This window comes from Kitasatospora cystarginea, assembly GCF_039533515.1.
GTDB lineage: Bacteria > Actinomycetota > Actinomycetes > Streptomycetales > Streptomycetaceae > Kitasatospora > Kitasatospora cystarginea.
The window spans coordinates 128,696-149,391 of sequence record NZ_BAAATR010000018.1 but is presented as its reverse complement, the minus strand read 5'-3'; the positions used below and the strand labels follow the sequence as shown (position 1 = coordinate 149,391).

Sequence of the window (20,696 nt, the reverse complement as noted above, 5' to 3'; positions counted from 1 at the left end):
AACGAGAGGGAGTCGAAGCCGTACCTGCTCATCTCCGCGGTGCCGCCGATCCGCTCGGCGGGCACGTCCAGCAGGACCGACGCGCGGGCGATCAGCTTCTTGAGCAGGGCCTTGTGCCGCGTGTCCCGGTCGGCCGGTGCGGCGGGCCCGTCCGCCCGCGCGGGTGCGGGAAGCGGGGCGGCCGTCCCGAAGCGATCGGGATGGTTGTCGAGGAGGTGGTTCACAGCCTCTTCCAGGGTCAGGTGTTCGGGGAACAGCTTCGGAGTCAGCGAGAGCCCGAACTCCGCGTTGAGCTTGTCGGCGAACTCGGTGAGCGAGACCGGGTCGAAGCCGTACTCGCCCATCTCCACCGCGCCGTCGATCTCGTCCGCGCGCACGCCCAGTACGGCCGAGGTGTGGGTGATCAGGCGGCGGAGAACGGTCGCGTGCACGGTGGTCCGGTCGGGTGCGCTCGAAGGCTCAGGACGGGCGGCCTTGGCGGGAGCGAGCAACGTGGCGTCGATCCGCGCGCGTTCGCCGTAGATCGCCAGCACGTGCGGCGCGCCGCTGCCGTAGGCCCGCTCCAGCGCCTCGATGCCGTGGCGGGCGCGCATCGGCACCATGCCGACGCTGTCCCGCAGACGGCGTTCGGTGGCGGCGTCGACGGCCATGCCTCCGCCGGCCCAGAGCGGCCAGCCGACCACCAGCGTGCGGCCTCGGCGCTCGCCCCTGGCGACCAGCTCGTGGCGCCGGAGCGCGTAGGCGTCCATGAAGGCGTTGGCCGCCGCGTAGTCGCCCTGGCCCTGGTTGCCGAAGGCCGACAGCGAGGAGAAGCCGATGAAGAAGTCCAGGTCGAGTCCCGCGGTGGCCTCGTCGAGGTGGACGAAGCCGGCGACCTTGGCGGCCAGCACCTCCCGCAGTTCCTCGGCGCTCTTCTGGCCCAGGTAGCTGTCGCGCACCACACCGGCGACGTGGACGACGCCGTCCAGGCGTCCGTGTTCGGCGACGATCGCGTTCACACGGTCGGTCACGGCCTCGCGGCAGCTCACGTCCAGCGCGCGGTAGGCCGCGCGGGCCCCCAAGTCGTCCAGCTCGCGGAGCAGTTCGCGCTGGGCCGGGCCCTCCGGTGAACGCCCGCACAGCACGAGGGTGGCGCCGGGCGCCTGCCGCGCGATCTCCCGGGCGAACAGCCCGCCGAGCGCCCCGGCTCCCCCGGTGACGAGGTAGACGCCACCGGCCTTCCACGGCCGGACCTGCGGAGCGTCCTCGACGGCGGTCCACTGGGGAACGTGCCGCCTGCCGTCGGCGTACCGCACGACCGCGTCGTCAGGACCGGCCGCGTCCCGGCGCAGGCGCTCGCACAGCGTCGCGGTGTCGACCGGGGTCTCCATCTCGACGAGCTGGGTGAGCAGTTTGGGGTGCTCCATGCGGGCCGTGCGCAGCAGGCCGCCCAGCCCCGCGAGGAGTCGGCCCTCGCCGTCGGCGGGCACGACCACCTGGATCAGCACCTGGCCGTCGCCGGTCGCCGGGATGGCCTGCCTCAGCCGTGCCAGCACGGTCTCGGCATGGCGGGTGTAGCGCAGGACCAGGTCGCTCTCGTCGGGCAGTGCGGCGCACGGCACACCCAGTTCGGCCTGGACGTCCCGGGGGTCGATCGCGCCGAGCCCGCCGAGCAGGACCTCGTGCCGCGCTAGCGGACGCGGTGCCCCGGAGGCTTCGGCCGGGCGCGTGCCGACACGCATGAGGGTGAGCGACGCGCCGTCCGGCACGCCGTCGGCCGCGACGCTCTCCCGCGGGGCGTCGGCCGCGGGCAGCACCCGGGTGCTGAACCCGAGCAGCCGCACGCACACGACGCCGTCGTCGTCGCACAGTTCGATGTCGATGCGCCGTACGGCACCGCCGCGGTCGTCCGCCGCGGGCCGCACCACGGCCCAGCCGCTCACCGGGCTCGGTGCGAGGATCTGCGCCTCCTCCAGGACGAAGGGGAGCGCGGCCGCCACGGTGTCGGTGTCCTCGGTCAGCGACAGGCCCAGCGTGGCCTGAACGGCGGCGTCGAGCATCGACGGGTGCAGGGTCCAGTCGGCGCCGTCCCGCGCCGCCTGCGGCAGGCTCAGGCGCGCCACGGCGAGCCCGGTGCCGACGCTGAGCCGGCGGATGCCCCGCAGCGCGGGCCCGTAGCCGATGCCCATGCTCGCGAAGAGGCGGTAGCACGACTCGTGGTCCAAGGTGCGCGCGTCGCACCGCTCGCGCAGCTCGGCGATGTCCAGGCGTGCGGGCGCGGGCGTCTCGCACCGTTCGACGCGGCCCTGTCCGTGCGGTACGGGCAGGTCGCCTCCGGTCGTCGTGGTGATCTCGTAGGTGAAGTCGCCGTCCTCGCGCGGCCGCAGGGCGATCCCGACCGAGGTGGGCCCGGTGATGCGGGCGGGGCGGGACCAGACGACGTTGCGCAGGCGGAAGCCGGTGGGCGCGATGCCTTCTGCCCGCGCCGCCGCGCACGCCAGCTCCAGGTAGGCCGCGCCGGGGAGGACGGGCACGTTCCGTACGCGGTGGTCGTCGAGGAAGAACTCCTCTCCGGTCAGCTCGACGGCGTAGTGCGGCTCGCCGGACTCCGTGCGGACCGCGCGGCCCTTCAGCGGCGAGGTGGGCGCGGCGGGGGCCGCCGGAAGGGGGGACGGGCGCGTCCCGACCCAGTAGCGCTCACCGGCGAAGGGGTACGGCGGGAGGGAGACGACGGTGAAGCCCCCGTCGCCGAACAGCGGGGCGAAGCTCAGGTCCAGCCCCTGCGCGAAGAACCCCGCGAGCTCGGTCAGGCAGTCGTGCCGGTCGCACTCGGCCATCAGGTGGCCGACGCGCGTGCGCACGGCGGGGTCCTGGCGGCGGTGCCCGTCCGCCGCCTCACCGGTGACCACGCCCGGGGCTCGGCCGTCGCGCAGCCATGTCCGCAGGGCGTCGACGAGCTGCTCGCGGTCCGACACCACGCCCGCCCACCGGTGGGTGCAGTGACGGCGTCCGGTGGCCAGGGTGTAGGCCACGTCGCCCACGTCCAGGTCCTCGTGCGTGACGGCGTGGCCCAGCAGGCGCTCGACCTGGGCGCGGCGTGTGGCGTCGTCCTGTCCCGACAGGACGATCAGCCAGAGCGGGCGGGCGCCGTGTGTGCCGCCGTCCCGTGCGGGAGCCTCTTCGATCAGCGCGTGCGCGTTGGTTCCCGCGGCGCCGAACGAGCTGACTCCGGCCCGGCGCGGCCCGTTCGCGGGCGCGGGCCACGGGCGCAGCTCCGTGTTGACGTGGAACGGGCTGTTCTCCAGCGTGATCGCCGGGTTGCTCCGCTCGAAGTGCAGCGACGGCGGCAGTTGCTCGTGCTTGAGCGCCAGCAGCACCTTGATGACACCGGCCACGCCCGCGGCGTACTGGGTGTGCCCCAGGTTGGTCTTGACCGAGCCGAGCGCGCAGCCGCCCTTGGGCGCGGCGCCGAACGCCGCGCTCAGTGCCTCGAATTCGATCGGATCGCCCAGCGGCGTACCGGTGCCGTGCGCCTCGATCAGCTGGATCCCGGCGGGATCGACACCGGCGCGCTCGTGGACTCCGCGCAGCAGGCGCTTCTGCGAACCGGCGCTGGGTGCGGTGAGTCCATTGGTGGTTCCGTCCTGATTCATGCCCGACCCGCGGATCACTCCGTAGACCTGGTCTCCGTCACGCAGGGCGTCGGCCAGCCTCTTGAGCACGACCACACCGGCGCCCTCGCCCGGCACGAAGCCGTCGGCGCTCGCGTCGAAGGTGCGGCAACGCCCGGTCGGCGAGAGCATGTTCGCACGCACGGCGGACTTGTAGAAGATCGGCGTGGACTGGATGAACACGCCACCGGCCAGCGCCATCGACGTGTTGCCCTGGCGGAGGTCCTGGCAGGCCTGGTGGATGGCCACCAGGGAGCTGGAACAGGCCGTGTCCACCGACAGTGCGGGCCCCTGGAGGTCGAGGAAGTAGGAGATCCGCGAGGCGATGACCGAGGAGATGTTGCCCCAGAGCGTCTGCGGCGGCGCGTCGTCGCCGATCAGCTGCTGGTAGTCGCTGGGCGAGCCGCCGACGTAGACGCCGCACCCGCGGCCGTCGAGCCGCTCGCCGGCGTAGCCCGCGTCCTCCAGGGCGTGCCAGCACTCCTCCAGGAAGATCCGCTGCTGTGGATCGGTGTAGGTCGCCTCCTTGCCCGACATCCGGAAGAACCAGGCGTCGAAGCGCTCGATGTCGTCCACGAAGCTGCCCTGCTGGCGCGGGGCGCCGGCTCCCAGCTCCTTCTCCATGTCCCAGCGGGTGACGTCACCGACCAGGTCGTCACCGGCCGCGAGGTGCGCCCAGAGCGCCGCGGCGTCGGGCGACCGCGCGAACCGGGCGGCGATGCCGACCACCGCGATGCCGTCGTCGGCGGGACCGCTCGCGGGTGCGGCGGGAGCCACGTCGTCGGCCACGGGGGCCACGAGTGCGGCGGGGGCCTCCTCCACGTGTGTACGGGCCACGGGAGGAGCGTCGTCGGCCTCGGTGGACGGCTCGCAGAGGGCGCTACCGGCCCGCAACCGGGCTCCGTACACCTCGACCAGATGGTCCGTCAGCCGGTCGAGCGAGCTGTGCTCGAACAGGGCCGTGCTCGACAGGTCGACGCCGAGGGTGGTGTTGACCGCGCCGACGAGCTTCACGCTGAGGATCGAGTCCACGCCGAAGTCGGAGAACGACGCCTGCGGGTCGATCTCGTCGGGCTCCATGATCAGCACACGGGACAGCTCGGTCAGGAGGCGGTCACCGACCAGGAAGCGCAGCGTCGAGGCGTCCATGGCCGCGGGCCGCGGCTCGGGGGCCGGGGCGACGGGCGAGGGGGCCGTGAGGACGGCCGGGGCCTCGGTGCCACGTCCGCGCCGCGCCGGGGCGGTTGTCGCGACCCAGTAGCTCTTGCGCTGGAAGGGGTACGTCGGCAGCGGTGTCCGGCGCACGTCGAGGCCGGAGAACAGCGGCGCGAAGTCCACCGCGGCGCCGTCGAGATACCGGTCCCTGGCGCGCTCCTGCGCAAAGCCACCGCTCACGCCGGTCGCGCTCCGCCCGTCCAGCCATGCCTCCAGCAGATGTGCCAGCTCGTCGCGGCCACGGGCGACGAACGCGGCCCGGTGGGTGAAGTGATCGCGGCCGACGGCCAGCGTGTAGCTGACGTCGCCCAGCGCGGCGTCGGGGGTGCGGCTCAGGTACGCCAGCAGGTCCTCGGCGCGGCCGCGCAACGCTGCCGGCTGCGGGGCGGAGAGCACGAACAGGTGCGCGCCGTCCGGGTGCCGACGCCCGGGGCGGGCCGGGGCGTCCTCCACGACCACGTGTCCGTTGGTGCCGCTGAAGCCGAACGCGCTCAGGGCCGCGACGCGCTTGCCTTCGCGGTTCGGCCGCCACGGCCGCAGCTCCGTGTTCACGTAGAACGGGCTGCCGTCGAGCCGGACCGCGGGGTTGGTCTCGTAGTAGTGCAGCGACGGCGGGATCTGCCCGTGGCGCATGGCGAGCACGATCTTCAGCAGGCCGGCGACGCCCGCCGCGGAGGTGGTGTGCCCGAGGTTCGTCTTGATCGAACCGAGCGCGCAGGAGCCGGGGGGCAGGGTCGCCGGGAAGGCGCTGGTCAGTGCCTGGCACTCGATGGGGTCGCCGAGCTGGGTGCCGGTGCCGTGGGCCTCGACCATGCCGATCCCGGCCGGGTCGATGCCGAAGTCGGTGTGCGCCTGGCGGATGAGGCGCTCCTGCGACAGGGCGCTCGGGGCGGTGATGCCGTTGGTGGCTCCGTCCTGGTTGACGACCGAGCCGCGGATCACCGCGTGGATGTGATCGCCGTCGGCCAGCGCGTCGGACAGGCGGCGGAGCACCACCACGCCCACGCCCTCGCCCGGCACGAACCCGTCGGCCGCGGCGTCGAAGGTGTGGCAGCGCCCGGTCGGCGACAGCATCCCGCCCCGGGTCGCCGCCAGGTAGGTCTCCGGCGTGGTCTGGACGCTGACCCCTCCGGCGATGGCCAGCTCCGTCTCGCCGCTCCACAGGCTCTGGCAGGCGAGGTGCACGGCGACCAGCGAACTGGAGCAGGCCGTGTCGACCGCGATGGCCGGCCCCTGGAGGTTCAGGTGGTAGGCGATGCGGGCGGGTACGACCGACGGCGCGTTGCCCCACGCCGCCTGGGCGGGCGGCGCGTCCTCGAACCACTGGGCGTAGTCGCCGCCGGTGCAGCCGACGTAGACGCCGCACTTGCGGCCGTTCAGCGAGGCGCCCGAGTATCCGGCGTCCTCCATCGCTGTCCACGCCTGCTCCAGGAAGAGGCGCTGCTGCGGGTCGGTGTAGGTCGCCTCGAGGCCGGTCAGGTTGAAGAAGCGCGCGTCGAACCGGTCGATGCCGTCGAGGAAGCTGCCCGAGCGGCAGGAGAGTTCGTGCCGGCTGTAGCCGGAGAGGTCCCACCGTTCGACCGGGCCGACGAGGTCGTCGCCGGCGGCGAGGTGCTGCCACAGCGCGTCGGCGTCGTCCGACTTGGCGAACCGTGCGCTGATCCCGACGATGGCGATCGGCTCGCGTCCCGCAAGCTCGCGCCCTTCGGAGAGGCGCGGCGTGCTCACGGTGTGCGGTGCCGGAGCCGTCGCGGCGGGCGACGAGGCCGCCGGAGTCTTCGGGGCGGGCAGCTTCGGCCGGTGGCTCTCCGCGATGTGCGCGGCGAGCTGTCCCACGCTGCGGTAGTCGAAGATGACCGTGGTCAACAGGTCGGTTCCCAGCTCTTCGTTGAGGCGCTGGACGAACTTGACGCCGACGATGGAGTCGAGGCCGTAGTCGGCGAACGCCTGGTCCGCGTCGATCCGGTCGGTGGGCAGGCGCAGTGCGGCCGCGAGCTCCGCCAGCACCAGGTCCGCCACCCTCCGGACCGCGTCCGGAGCCTGAGCCGGTGCCGCAGCCGCGTCCGGAGCCGGGGCGCCGGTCGACGGTCGGGCCGGGAGGCTGCTCGCCTCCGGCGCTCCCGCCCGCACCCGGGGGCTGCGGGCGAGGCCGTCGCTGTGGGCCACCACGACTTGCTGGCCCAGGGGCAGGGCGTCCGCGGCCGGGTGGCCGACGCACCTGAAGCCCTCCTGCTCCAGCACCAGGCGCCAGCCCTCGGGGGAGAGTGCGGGGCTGCCGGGCACGCGCAGTTCGGCGTCGTCGTAGAGCCACCAGCCGTCGAGCAGGCCGAAGGTGAGGTGGTTGATCAGGTAGAAACAGCTGATCTCGTTCAATGCCAGTAGGCCGTTGCCGCGCAGGAGTGCCTTGGCGTGCCGCAGGGCCGGGCGGATGTTCTCCGTCGCGTGCAGCACGTTGGCCGCGATCACGACGTCGAACGCTCCGGTGTCGAGCCCCTGGGTGTGCGGGGGCCTGGCCGCGTCGAAGACGCGGTACGTCAGGTGGTCGAACCGCGGTCCGAACGTGTCCTGGGCGTGTTGCAGGAAGGCCTGCGACAGGTCGGTGTAGCAGTACTCGGCCAGGTCGAGCCCGGCACGGGCCAGGCGGTCGAGCACCGGGCCTGTGGTGCCGCCGGTACCCGCGCCGATCTCCAGCACGCGCAGGCGGGCGCTGGGGTCGGCGTCCTGGCGGGCCCGCAGGAAGGACGCGACGTGTTCTGCCAGCACGGCGTTGAAGTACCCGGCCACGCGGTTGTCGCGGTAGACGCCTGCCACCAGGGAGAACGAACCCTGGGGAAACAGCACGTCGGTGGCCGGCACCCGGCCGCACAGGATGTCGGTCAGGGCGGGCAGCGTCTGACCCAACAGCCGCATGGGCGCGCGCAGATCGGTGTTGCCCTCGGCCCACAGCGCCTGGCCCTGGGCCCAGTCGGCGCGGCAGGCTTCGGCGTCCCGCGCGGCCGGGGCGTGACTGCTCCAGCCCCGCGCGTCGATCAGGCCGTGTTCGGTGAGGGTGCGCAGGGTGGTCGTGAGCCAGCCGTCGAAGCGGGGGTCGACGCCGTTGCGCTCCTTCCAGCCGGTGAGGCCGTCGCGCGGGTTGTCGAGGCCCGTCCGGCGCAGTTCCGCCACGAGGTAGCGGTGCAGACAGGCGTCGATCTCGCCCGGCACCGGGCCCGCGTGGTGGGCGGCCAGGGCGACCGGTACGGGCACGTCCGTGGCGCTGCCGCGCGTCGCCGCACCGTACGGGTGCACGGTCAGCGTCTCCGTGGTCAGGGCCCCCTCGATGGGCAGCGGGCGCCCGAGGCGCATGAAGCCGATCTGGTCGAGCGGCCCCGCCAGGAGCCGTTCCAGCGCGCCCATCGCCGTGGCCGGGTCGATCGGGGCCAGGCCCATCGCGGTCACGTCACGCATGAGCTCCTCGGGAACGTTGCCCCAGTAGCCCCAGTTGACGACCTTGACCGGGCAGTCCAGTGCCTTGCGCAACTCCGGGGCGCGGGCGTCCTCGAAGGCGCAGGCCGCCGAGTAGTGCGCCTGGTGGGAGTTGCGGATGAAGCTGACCAGCGAGGAGATCAGCAGGATGAAGTCCAGGCCCTGGGCGGCGAAGGCGTCGGCGAAGTGCACGCACGGATCGACCTTGGCCGACAGGGTGGCCTCCAACTCGGTCTCGCTCATCCCGGCCAGCGGCGTGTGGCTGAAGACCATCGCCAGGTGCACGACCCCGTCGATGTGGCCGTACCGGCGGAGCACCTCGTCCCGCATCCCGGCGAGCGCCTCGGGGTCGGAGGCGTCGGCGGACACGTATACCGGTGCGCGCCCGCTCGTGGCCACCTGGGCCGCCCTGGCCCGGATGCCGTCGTCCTCGGCGCGGCGGCCGACCCACACGACGTGCGCGTCGTACTGCCGGACGAGGTACTCGCTGAGCAGTACTCCGAGGTCGCCCGCCCCGCCGATGAGCACGTAGACGCCGTCGCGGCGCAGCACGGGCTCGGCCGGTGCGGGGGTCGCGTCCACAGGCAGGAGCTGCCTGCGCAGCCACTGGCCGCCGCGGCGCGCGAGGGGGTGCGCGCGGTGGTCGGCGGGCAGCGCGAAGACCTCCTCCGCGACGAAGGGCTCACCGTCGGCCAGGTCGACGGCGCGGATGCGCCATCGCGGCAGTTCCTTGGCCAGGCCGCCGATCATGCCGTGCAGGCTCGCCTGTGCCGGGTCGCCGGCTCCGGAGCCGCTCGGGTCGAACGCCCCGTGCGTGAGGAGGGTTAGCCCCAGGTTCCGCTCTTCCGGGCCGAGAGCCGTCAGTGCCTTGAGGAGGCGGAACATGCGCCGGATCGCTCCGCGTTGCGCGGCGATCCGTGCCGTGGCGGTGTGGGCGGGGGCGGTCGGGAACCGCATGATCACGTGGTCGAACGCGCCCAGCGCGGCCAGTTCGTCCCGCACTTCCTCGGCGGAGGACGCGCTGGTGTGCAGCGCCACCAGGTTCGGGTAGCGGGCGCTCAGCGCCGCGAGGGCTTCCGGTTCGAGTCCGACGGCCACCACGCGGGCGGTCCTGGAGGGGTACGGCGTGCCGCGCAGCAGCCGGGCCGGCTCCCAGACGGGGTGCAGCGTGAGGTCGCCCTCGGGAAGCTCGTAGGAGTTCACCGGCTGTGCAGGGGCTGCCGGGGCGGTGGGTGTGAGCACGGCACGGATCTCCCGCGTGGGAGGCGGCGGTGTGGTCCGCGACGCGGACCCGGCCGGCAGTTCGGGGAGCCCGTCGGTGTACCAGTACCGCTCCCGGGCGAACGGGTAGCTCGGCAGGCCGACCTTGCGCGGCCTGGGTCCTTCGGCGTACAGGAGCGCCCAGTCCACCGCGAGGCCGCTCGTCCATGCCTCGGCCAGCGGCGCGAGCTTTCCGCGGCGCGCCCAGCGCACGGCCGTCTCCTGGAGGTCCTCGTCGGTGAGGAAGCCCCGGACGGCGCCCGCCCGGTCGCCGCCGGAGCTGACGTACGCGCCGTCCGGGAGCCTGTCGCCGCGTGCGCAGGCGTCGAGCGCGTCGGCCAGGGCCGGAAGAGTGCTCACCACCACGGCGAACCGTGCGGTCATCGCCTCACGGCCGGCCTGGAGCGTGTAGGCGATGTCGCCCAGGTCGCCGTCGGTCCAGTCCCCCGCGCGCAGCGCATCGCGCAGCCGCCCGGCGGATTCGCGCAGGCGCTCGTCGTCGAACGCGGACAGCACCACGACGACGGGGCCACCGCCCTGCGGGGACGGCTCGGGCACGGTGTGCTCCTCGACGTATTCCTCGACCACCAGGTGCGCGTTGGAGCCTCCCGCGCCGAACGACGAGACGCCGCCGAGGCGCGGGCGGTCGCCGGGCCGCGGCCAGGGCGCGGCCTCGCGCTGGAGGACGAACGGGCTGTCGGTGAAGTCGATCTCGGGGTTGGTGCGTTCCGCGTGCAGCGACGGCACCAGCGTGCCGTGCCGCATCTGCAGCAGCAGCTTGGCGAGGCCCGCGACGCCGGCGGCCGACTCCAGGTGGCCGATGTTCGACTTCACCGAGCCGATGGCGCAGAAGTTCCGCGCGTCGGTGAACTCGCCGAAGGCCGCGCTCAGTCCGGCGATCTCGATCGGGTCGCCCAACGAGGTGCCGGTTCCGTGCGCCTCGATGCAGCCGATGTCCCGGGGGTCCACCCCGGACCGGCGCCAGGCGCCGCGGATGACGGCGGCCTGGGCGAGCGGGTTCGGCACGGTGAATCCGTGCGTGTGGCCGCCGTGGTTCAGTGCGCTGCCGCGGATCACCCCGAGGACGCGGTCGCCGTCGGCGACGGCGTCCTCGAGTGGGCGCAGCAGCACCGCGCCGACGCCCTCACCGGGTACGTAGCCGTCGCCGCCCTCGCCGAAGCTGCGGCAGCGGCCGTCGCTGGAGGCGAACTGCCCCTGGCCGATCATCAGGTACTTGCTCGGGTGCACCGACAGGTTGACCCCGCCGGCCACGGCGACGCCGCACTCCCCGCTCCGGATCGCCGCGCACGCGAGGTGGATCGCGGACAGCGCGGAGGCGCACATGGTGTCGACGGTGACGCTGGGGCCGCTGGCGTCGAGGTAGTACGACACGCGGTTCGCGATGGACGCCAGGCTGCCCGGCACGACGACGGGCTCGCCGCGCACGCTGTACTCGGCGCCGTGGAGCTGGTACTCGGAGTACATCGCGCCGACGAACACCCCGATGTCACCGGCATCCCCGGCCGCCCGGGCGCGGCCCGCGGCGCGAAGGGCGTCCCGCGTGTAGCCGGCGTCCTCGAGCGTCGCGTGGGCGCACTGCAGGAACAGCCGCTCCTGCGGGTCCATCATGGACGCCGCCTTCGGCGAGATGCCGAAGAACAGTGGGTCGAACTCGTCGATCCCGTCGAGGAATCCGCCCCACTTGCTGTACGTCTTGCCTTCGACGCCACGGCGCGGGTCGTAGTAACGGCTGTGGTCCCAGCGGCCTTCCGGGATCTCGGTGATGCTGTCCCGACCGGCGAGCAGGTTCTCCCAGAACGCGTCGAGGTCAACGGCGCCGGGGTAGCGGCCCGCCATGCCGACGATCGCGATGGCCATCCCGTCCCCCCGCTCCGCGTGGGCCGCGTTCGCGGGCCGCGCGGTGGCTACGGGTTCGGTGACCGCGGGCGCCGGGGTGACGGAGGGTGTCCGGGCGTCGGTCGTGGCTACGGGCTCGTCGGCCGGGCCGACCAGTGCCGCGAGCGCGGCGGGCTGGGTCCGCAGGAAGTGCCGCACCAGGCCGTCGACCGTCCGCACTTCGAAGAACAGCGTGCTGCCGACGTTGTCGAGCACTTTGCGGACCGCGTCGGTCAGTTGGACGACGAGGATCGAGTCGATGCCGTAGCGCTCGAAGGGCACGTCGGCCCGGATGTCGGCGAGGGGCAGCCGCAGGGTGTCGGCGACCAGGCGGCGGAAGTAGTCGCGGGCCGGCTCCAGCAGGCGCTCGTCGTGGTCGCCGCCGGTGGCGGCCGGGGCGGGCCGCTGCGAGGGGGCGAGCGGCTCCGGCGGAGCGGTCCGGGGCAGGGCTTCCGGGAGGGTGCCACGGAAGGCGGAGGCGCCTTCCGGGCGCGGCTGGCGGACCGCGCCGTCGCTCTCGGCGACGATGACCTGCTGGCCGAGGTCGTCGGCACCCTCGGCGGCGACGAACGCCGCGCGGAAGCCCACCTCGCCGAGCACCCGCCGCCAGCTCTCCGGCGCCAGGCCGGGCGAGCCCGCGATGCGCGGCGCCGGGTCGTCGTAGAGCCACCAGCCGTCGAGCAGGCCGAACGTCAGGTGGCTGAAGAGGATGTTGTCGCTCAGCTCGTTGAGGAGCAGCAGGGCGTTCGTGCGGGCGGCGGCCTTGGCGTTGCGCAGCGTGTTGCGGATGTTGCGGGTCGCGTGCAGCACGTTGGTGGCGATCACCACGTCGTACTCGCCAGGGGCCACCGGCTGGCCGGCGAGCGGCTTCTCGGCGTTGAAGAGCTGCGGGTCCAGGTAGGGCGCGATCTCGCTGTACTCCCGCTGGGCGTGCAGGAGGAACGCCTTGGAGATGTCGGTGTAGCTGTACTTCTCGATGTGCCGGGCCCACGGGCGCAGCCTGCGGAACACCGCGGCGCTGGTGCCGCCGGTGCCCGCGCCGATCTCCAGGATGCGCAGGCGTGCGGACGGGTCGTCCGCCAGTCGGCGTTCGAGGTAGGCGACGAGGGTGTCGGCGAGCACGTCGTTGAAGTAGTCGGCGACGGGGTTGTTCTTGTAGACGCCCTCGACCAGTTCGAGCGAGGCGTTGGGGAACATCACGTCGGTGGCCGGGCGGCGGCCGGTGAGGATGTCGGTCAGCGAGCGCAGCGTCGTGTCGACCAGGACCGCTTGCGGGCGCTTGGCCTCGTCGGCCAGCCAGCGCCGGTGTTCACGGTCCCAGTCCGCCCAGGCGTCGTCGAGGGATCCGGTCCGGGGGTCGAGGGCCGCGTAGCGCTCCTCGCCTTCGCGGCGCAGGCGGCCGGCGTCGGCCAGCACGGTGAGGCTGTGGGACATCCACCGCGCGTAGCGGTCCCCGACGCCGCCGACGGCACGCCACTCGTCGGCGGTGGCCGCGCGGCCGTCGCGGAACATCCCGAGCGACTGCAGCAGCGCCCAGGTCATGTTGACGAGCGCGTCCTGCATGGCTCCGGCGTGGCCGTCGGCCTTCTCGCGCAGCCGCTCGATCTCTGCGCGCCGGTCGGACCTCTCCTCGCGCAGGGCCGTGATCAGCGAGGGCGTCGCGGCGGCGAGGTGGGTGAGGGCGTCGTCGCCGTGGATGCCGTCGATGCTACGGGTGTCCGTGGCCTTGAGCAGTGCGAGCTGCGGGTGCGGGGAGGCGAGCAGCGCGTCGAAGGCCGCCATGCCCTCGGCGGGTTCGATGGAGCCCAGGCCCAGTTGGGCCATGCGCCGGCGGTAGCCGTCGGCGGTGACGATGCCGACGCCCGCCCAGTAGCCCCAGTTCATCACCTTGACCGGGCAGTCGAGCCTGGTGGACAGCTGCTCGGCGAAGGCGTCGGCGAAGGTGCAGCCCGCCGCGTAGTTGGCCTGCCCGGGTGCCTTGAAGAACGCCTGCATCGAGGAGAAGAACGCGACGAAGTCCAGCGGCTGGCCCGCGAAGGCGTCGGCCAGGTTCACCGCCACGTCCGCCTTGGCCTCGTAGGTCGCGCGGAACCGGTCCTCGTCCATCCGGGCCAGGCTCTGGTCGCCGAGCACGATGGCGGTGTGCAGGACGCCGCGCACGGGGCCGTGCCGCCGCACGATCTCGTCACAGGCGCGGCGCAGGGCGTCGCGGTCGGTCGCGTCGGCCTGTACGTAGTCGGGCTTCGGGCCGTACGCGGCCAGGGCGTCCTGCCGTGCCGCGATGGCGACGTCCAGCGGGCGGCGGCCGATCCAGACCACCCGGGCGCCGTGGCGGCGCATCATGTGCTCGGTCCACACGACACCGATGCCGCCCGCGCCGCCGATGGCCACGATCACGCCACCGGGCTCGCACGGAAGGTCCGTCGTACCCGGCTCGGACACCTCCAGCAGGCGCTGGCGGTACCACTCGCCGTGCCGGTGGGCCAGGGCCTCGCCGCGGGGGTCGGCGGGCAGTTCCAGCAGTGCCGTCCAGGGCACCGGGGCACCGGCCTCGATGTCGGCGACGCGGACGCGCCAGTGGGGGTACTCCTTGGCCAGGGTGCCGAGGAGGCCGTGCACTCCGGCGTGGGCCGGGTCGACGTGGTCGTCGCCCGGGAGCAGGCGGGCCTGCCGGGTGATCGCGGTCAGGCCGAGGTCACGGGCGTCCGCGCCGTCTGCCAGAAGTGCCTTGATCAGACGGAACACAGCGAGCGCGCCGCCGGGCCGGGCGCCGGCCGGATCGCCGGGGGTGCCGGCCGGGGCGAGCCAGAAGACGTGCTCGGTGCCGGCGGGCAGCCGCGCGGCGAGCCGGTCGGCGGGCTCGTCGTCGTGGGTGTGCAGGACGGTGGCATCGGGGTGGTGGCGGCGCAGCTCGGCCTGTTCCTCGGCGGTACCGCCCAGCAGGACCACGCGGGCCCCCGGTGCGGGCAGCCGCGGGGAGGAGGTCGCGGGCAGGGCGTCCCACACCGGTGCCAGCAGTGCCGCGCGGGGGGCTTCGCCGGTCACCGGGGTCATCCGGCGGGAGGCGTAGCCGCGCAGGCTCACGCCGAGCCGTCCCTCGTCGTCGTAGAGGTCGATGTCCACTTTGGTCACGTCCCGGTCGGCCGAGGGCGCGTAGCCCTCGGTGTGGCGCAGGTGGGCCCACATGCGCTCGGTGGTGGGGGCGAAGATGTCGGCGGCGTCCAGTGCGAACGGCAGCGCGGGCGCGCCGCGGTGTTCGGCGAGGGCGCCGGTGGCGTCACCGTGGAGCGCGACGACGGCCTGGATGGCGCTGTCGAGCATCGCCGGGTGCAGTGCGAAGGCGCCGTCGGCACCGGCGGGCAGGACGAGGCGGGCCAGGACCTCGCCGTCGCCGACGGCGAGGGTGTCGACGGCGCGCAGGCGGTCGCCGTGCCGGATGCCGACGCCTTCGAGGGCGTCGTGGCACTGCTGCCGGGAGAGCGTGCGCGGGCCGCAGCGGGCACGCAGCGCGTCCAGCGGTGCCGGCGTGGGCGTGCCGGGCCGTGCGACCCGTCCCTGGGCGTGCACGGCCGAGCCGTCGCGCAGCACGCGGAAGGCGTCGCCGTCGAGGTCGACGCACAGCTCGGCACCGTTCTCCTCGACGGGGAACGGAGCGGGCCAGACGACATCGCGCAGGCCCACCGGCGTGAAGGAGTCCCCGCTCGCGGCACGCCGCGCGGCCTCCAGCGTCAGCACGCCGGGCAGCACCGCCCGGCCGCCCACGTGGTGGTCCGCCAGGAAGAACTCCTGGCCGGTGAGGTGGAGGCGGTAGGCGGGGCCGTCCGGGGCAGCCTGCGGGGCCGGGGTGTCGATCCAGTAGCGCTGCCGCTCGAACGGGTAGGTCGGCAGCGGGACTTGGCGGCGCGCGGCGGGCGGGAAGCTCTCGGTGAAGCGGTCGACCTCACCGCGTACATAGGCCCGGGCCAGTGCGGTCGGCGTCAGTTCGCGTACGCCCCCGACGGGCCGGGGGTCGGCGGCGGTCTCGCCCTGCGCCACCGCGTCCCCGACGGTGCCGGACTGCCAGGCGCGCAGGTGTGCCGCGAGGGCAGGCAGGTCGGCGGCGACGACGGCGAGCCGGTGGGCGAAGTGACCGCGTCCGGCAGCGAGGCTGTAGGCGACCGCCGCGGCGGGCAGTCCGGGTTCGCGGTCGAGGTGGGCGAGCAGCCGCTCGACGACGGCGTGCAGTGCGGCCGGTGTGCGCGCGGACAGCAGGAACGCGTGCTCCCCGCTCGGTCCGCCGACCGCGGGGGCCGGGTGCTCCTCCAGCACCACGTGCGCGTTGGTACCGGAGGCTCCGAAGGAGCTGACGGCTGCGCGGCGCGGCCCGTGCGCGGGCGTCGCCCACGGGCGCGGCGCGGTGGTGACGGTGAAGGGGCTGCCTTCGAGGGCGACGGCCCGGTTGGCCGCGCGGAAGTGCAGCATCGGCGGGATCTGCCGGTGTTCGAGGGCCAGCAGTGACTTGATGACACCGGCGATTCCGGCGGCGAACTGTGTGTGTCCCAGGTTGGTCTTGATGGAGCCGAGGACCGCGCTCCCGGCCGGAGCGCCCTCGAACGCGCGGGTGAGCGCGCGGAATTCGATCGGGTCGCCCAGCTGTGTGGCGGTGCCGTGTGCCTCGACGAGCTGGATGCCGCCCGGCTCGATGCCGCCGCGGGCGTGGACGTCGCGCAGGAGCTGTTCCTGGGAGGCCGCGCTGGGGGCGGTGATGCCGTTGGTGGTGCCGTCCTGGTTGATGCCCGAAGCGCGGACGACGCCGTAGATGTGGTCGCCGTCGCGCCGGGCGTCGGCGAGCCGCTTGAGGACGACCGCGCCCGCGCCCTCGCCCGGCACGAAGCCGTCGGCATCGGCGTCGAAGCTGTGGCAGCGACCGCCGGCCGAGAGCATGCCCGCGCGGCTCGCGGACTCGTAGAGCCGCGGGGTGGTCTGGATGAACACGCCGCCCGCGATCGCCATGTCTGCCGTGCCGTCGCGCAGGTCGCGACAGGCCAGGTGCAGGGAGACGAGCGAGCTGGAGCAGGAGGTGTCCGTGGTGAGGGCGGGGCCCTTGAGGTCGAGCTGGTAGGCGATCCGGGACGCCACGACCGACCCCATCGTGCCCCACAGCGCCTGCGCCGGGGGATCCGCGTCCAGCTGGTCGTGGTAGTCCCCGGTGTAACAGCCCACGTACACACCGCAGTTGCGGTTGCGCAGGCGTTCGCCGGTGTAGCCGGCGTCCTCCAGCGCGTTCCAGCACTGCTCCAGGAAGATGCGCTGCTGCGGGTCCATGTAAGTGGCCTCGACCCCGGAGATGGCGAAGAACACCGGGTCGAACTGGTCGATTCCGCGGACGAAGCTGCCGGAGCGGCAGGTCACGTCCGGGCCGAGCGGCCAGCGGGTGACCGGCTCGACCAGGTCGTGCCCGGCCATCAGGTGGTCCCACAGGGCGCGCGGGTCCTCGGCGTCGGCGTAACGGGCGGCCATCCCGACCACGGCGATGGCGTCGTCGGCCGGGGACGCGGCGGGCGCCGGGGCCGCCGCCTGGGTGCGCAGCGTGTGGCCGTAGGCGCTGGTGATGAACGTGTGCAGGCGCTCGACGGTGCCGTGGTCGAAGAGGTCGGTGGTCTCCAGCTCGGTGCCGAAGGCCGCGTTGAGCGTGTGCACCAGGTTCACACCGAGGATGGAGTCCAGGCCGTAGTCCGCGAACGGGCGGCGGCGCTCGATCTCGGCGACCGGCATCTGCAGGGCCTCGCCCAGCGAGTCGAGCAGGACGCGCTCCACGTCCGCGGCCCCGGCCGCCGCCGTGCGGGGAGTGGCGGTCACCGGCGCGGGCCGCTCGCTCTCACCGGCGACCGGGTCGAACCAGAAGCGCCGGCCCGCGAAGGGGTAGCTGGGCAGGTGCACCCGCGCGGGGGTGTCGCCGCCGTGCAGGCGGGTCCAGTCCAGGGGCATGCCCTTGGCCCAGGAGGCGGCGAGCTCACTGTGGTCACCATTGGTGATCCACCGGGCGACGAGCTCGCGGAGCTCGTCGCTCGAAGCCAGGGCGGCCAGGGTTTCCCGGGTGGCCTTGACCCGGCCGCGGTGCCACGGACCCGCGGCCTCGGGGTCGGCGAGGAAGCCGCGGAGCTGCTCCAGCCACGCGGTGGCCGTGCTCGCGACGAAGCACACGCGCTCGTCCATCGGCTCGCGGCCGGTCTGCAGAGTGGCCGCGACGGCCGCCAGGTCGACCGGGGTCTCGGTGTCGAGCCAGGCGGTCAGTTGGGCGGCCCGTGCGCGCAGGTCCTCGGGCGTACGGGCGGACAGGGGCAGCAGGACCGGACCGGCCGGGGCGGCGGTCGTGACGGCCGTGGTGCCCTGGTGCTCGGCGACGATCACGTGCGCGTTGGCGCCGCCCGCGCCGAAGGAGGAGATCCCGGCCATCCGCGGCCCACCGCCTCCGGGCCGCGGCCAGGGGGCGGCGGAGGTCCGCAGGGTGAACGGGGTGGCCGCGAAGTCGATGTCCGGGTTCGGCCGCTCGGCGTGCAGGGTGGGCGCGAACTCGCCGTGCCGCAGCTGCAGTACGGCCTTGGTCAGCCCCGCGATGCCGGCGGCCGCTTCGAGGTGGCCTATGTTCGACTTGGCCGAGCCGAGGGCGCACGCGCCGCTGCCGACGGCGTCGGGGGTGAACGCCTGGGTGAGGCCGTCGATCTCGACGGGGTCGCCGAGCCTGGTGCCCGTGCCGTGCGCCTCGATGTAGCCGATGTCGGCGGCGGACACCCCGGCGCGGTCCAGCGCCTCGCGGATCAGCGCCGCCTGCGCGCGGGGGTTGGGCACGGTGTAGCCGTTGCTGCGGCCGCCGTGGTTGATGGCGGAGCCGAGGATGACCGCGTGGATGGGGTCGCCGTCGGCCTCGGCCTTGGACAGCGGCTTCAGCAGCACCGCGCCGACGCCCTCGCCGGGGGCGAACCCGTCACCGCCGTCACCGAAGCTGCGGCAGCGGCCGTCGGTGGCGAGCATCCGGGAGCGGCACAGCTCGACGTACGTGGAGGGGTGCAGGTAGAGGTTCACCCCGCCGGCGATGGCCAGTTCGCAGGCGCCGTGGCGCAGGTGCTCGCACGCCTCGTGGATCGCGGTGAGCGACGCCGAGCACATGGTGTCGATGGGCATGCTCGGGCCGCGCAGGTCCAGCAGGTAGGACACCCGGTTGGCCAGCGACCCGAAGGAGGTGCGCGGGGCCGGCGGCACCCCGTCCGTCGCCGGGGGGCGGTGCCGGTCGAAGCCGGTCTTGGTGATCCCGGCGAAGACGCCGACTCGTGAGGCGTGCCGATCGGCGAGCCGCTGCCGGGTGTAGCCGGCGTCCTCCAGCGCCGACCACGCGCTCTCGATGAACAGCCGTTCCTGCGGGTCCATGTCGGCCGCGTCCCGGGGCGCGATTCCGAAGAACGCGGCGTCGAACCGGGCGAAGTCGTCCAGGAACGCGCCCCACTTGCTGTAGCTGGCGCCCTGCTGCACGGCGCGCTGGGCGTCCGGTTCGAAGAAGCCGTCCAGTGACCAGCGTTCAGCCGGGATCTCGCGGACGCTGTCGCGGCCGGCGCGCAGGTTGTCCCAGAAGGCCCCCACGGTCGGCGCGTCCGGGTAGCGCCCGCTCAGGCCGATGATGGCGATCGGCTCGGCCGCGCCCCCCGGGCGCGGCCGAGCCGTCGCCTGGGCGGCGGGACGGTCCGGCGCCACGCTCCCGGCCGGGGTGTCACCGAGCCAGCGGTGGCAGCCGTGCGGGTGCTGCTCGGCGAGGTGGCCGGCCAGCTCGTGCAGCGTCGGGTACTGGTAGAGCAGCGTCTTGGGCAGCGCGCCGAACCATTGCGTGAAGCGGTGGTTGAGCCGGGTGACGGCCAGTGAGTCGATGCCGAAGCTGTCCAGGGGCGCGGCGGCGTCCAGCCTCGCCGCGTCCAGCCGCAGCGTCTCGGCGACGAGTTCCTTCAGCCGGGGCAGCACCCGTGCCCGCAGTCGCACGGCCTGCGTCCCTTCCTCGTCCACGTCGCTCTCCCCTTCCATGACCAGCAGGTGTGGTGTGCCGAGCGCGAGCGCGCCGTACAGCGCGCGCAGCGCGGTGTCCGTCTCCAGGGGGCGGCCGAACCGCTCGGTGAGTGCGGGGACGTCCTCGGCCGGGACGCTCATCCCGCCGTCGCGCCACAGCGGCCAGGCGATCGAGACGCTCCGGCCGTGGCCCTCCCCCGCGGCCACGAGAGCGGCGCGGTGGGTCTGGTAGGCGTCCAGGAACCCGTTGGCGGCGGCATAGTCGGCCTGGCCGGCGTTGCCCAGCGTCCCGGCGCCGGAGGAGAACGCCGCGAGGAAGTCCAGCGGCAGGTCGCGGGTGGCCTCGTCGAGGTGCACCAGCCCGGCGGCCTTGGGCGCGAGCACCCGCTGGGCGTCCCGGTGGGACTTGCGGATCACGAAGTCGTCGCTGATCACGCCGGCCGCGTGCACGATGCCGTCGAGTCGGCCGTACCTGCGCACGAGGTCGCCGACCAGTTCCGCCACGGCCGCGCGATCGGTGACGTCCACCCGGCGGTACTCGCCCCACGGGCCGGGCTCCCGCACCGCCGAACGCCCGCACAGGACGATCCGGGCGGCGGGGACGTGCCGCGCGATGTCGGCAGCGAGCAGCCGCCCGATACCGCCCGCTCCCCCGGTGATCAGGTAGACCCCGCCGGCCTTCCACACCGGTGCGTCCGTCACCTGCGGGGCGGCATCCCACACGCGGACCTGGCGACGGCCGTCGGTGTAGCGGATGTGCTCCTGCTCCTGCCCGAACTCCGCCTGGAGCACCTCGGCGAGTTCCTCGCCCGACGGCCACCGCGTGAACTCGATCAACTGGCCGTGCAGCGCGGGGTCCTCCTGGGTGGCGGTGCGCAGCATGCCGATCAGGCCCGCGTAGCCGTACGGCGTGGCCTCACGGCAGACGACCTGCACCCGGCAGGGGCCGCCGGCCGGCTGGTCCATCAGCCGCTGGAGCTCTCCCAGCAGCCGGGTCGCCGCGTGCTCGTAGGCCGCGGCGGGCCCGTCGGCACGGCTCTCCACCCGGGCGACGGACACGCCCGGCAGGTCCCGGCGCAGGACTGTCACGTCCTGCTCGGCGACGTCGCACAGCACGACCAGCCGCCGGGCTCCTGCCGGCGTGGCCTTCCCTCGCACCGGTTCGTCGCGCCAGCTCGGCAC

1 protein-coding gene (cut by a window edge) is annotated in these 20,696 nt (G+C 73.9%); it reads right to left on the bottom strand.

All coding sequences use genetic code 11. From position 1 onward, the window contains the following. On the bottom strand, nucleotides 1-20,696 hold the 5' portion of the coding sequence (locus ABD369_RS20835) for an SDR family NAD(P)-dependent oxidoreductase (protein ID WP_344637981.1). It extends 3,100 nt beyond the left edge of the window; only the first 20,696 of its 23,796 coding nucleotides appear in the window; its start codon is at nucleotides 20,694-20,696; its stop codon lies off the left edge, out of view.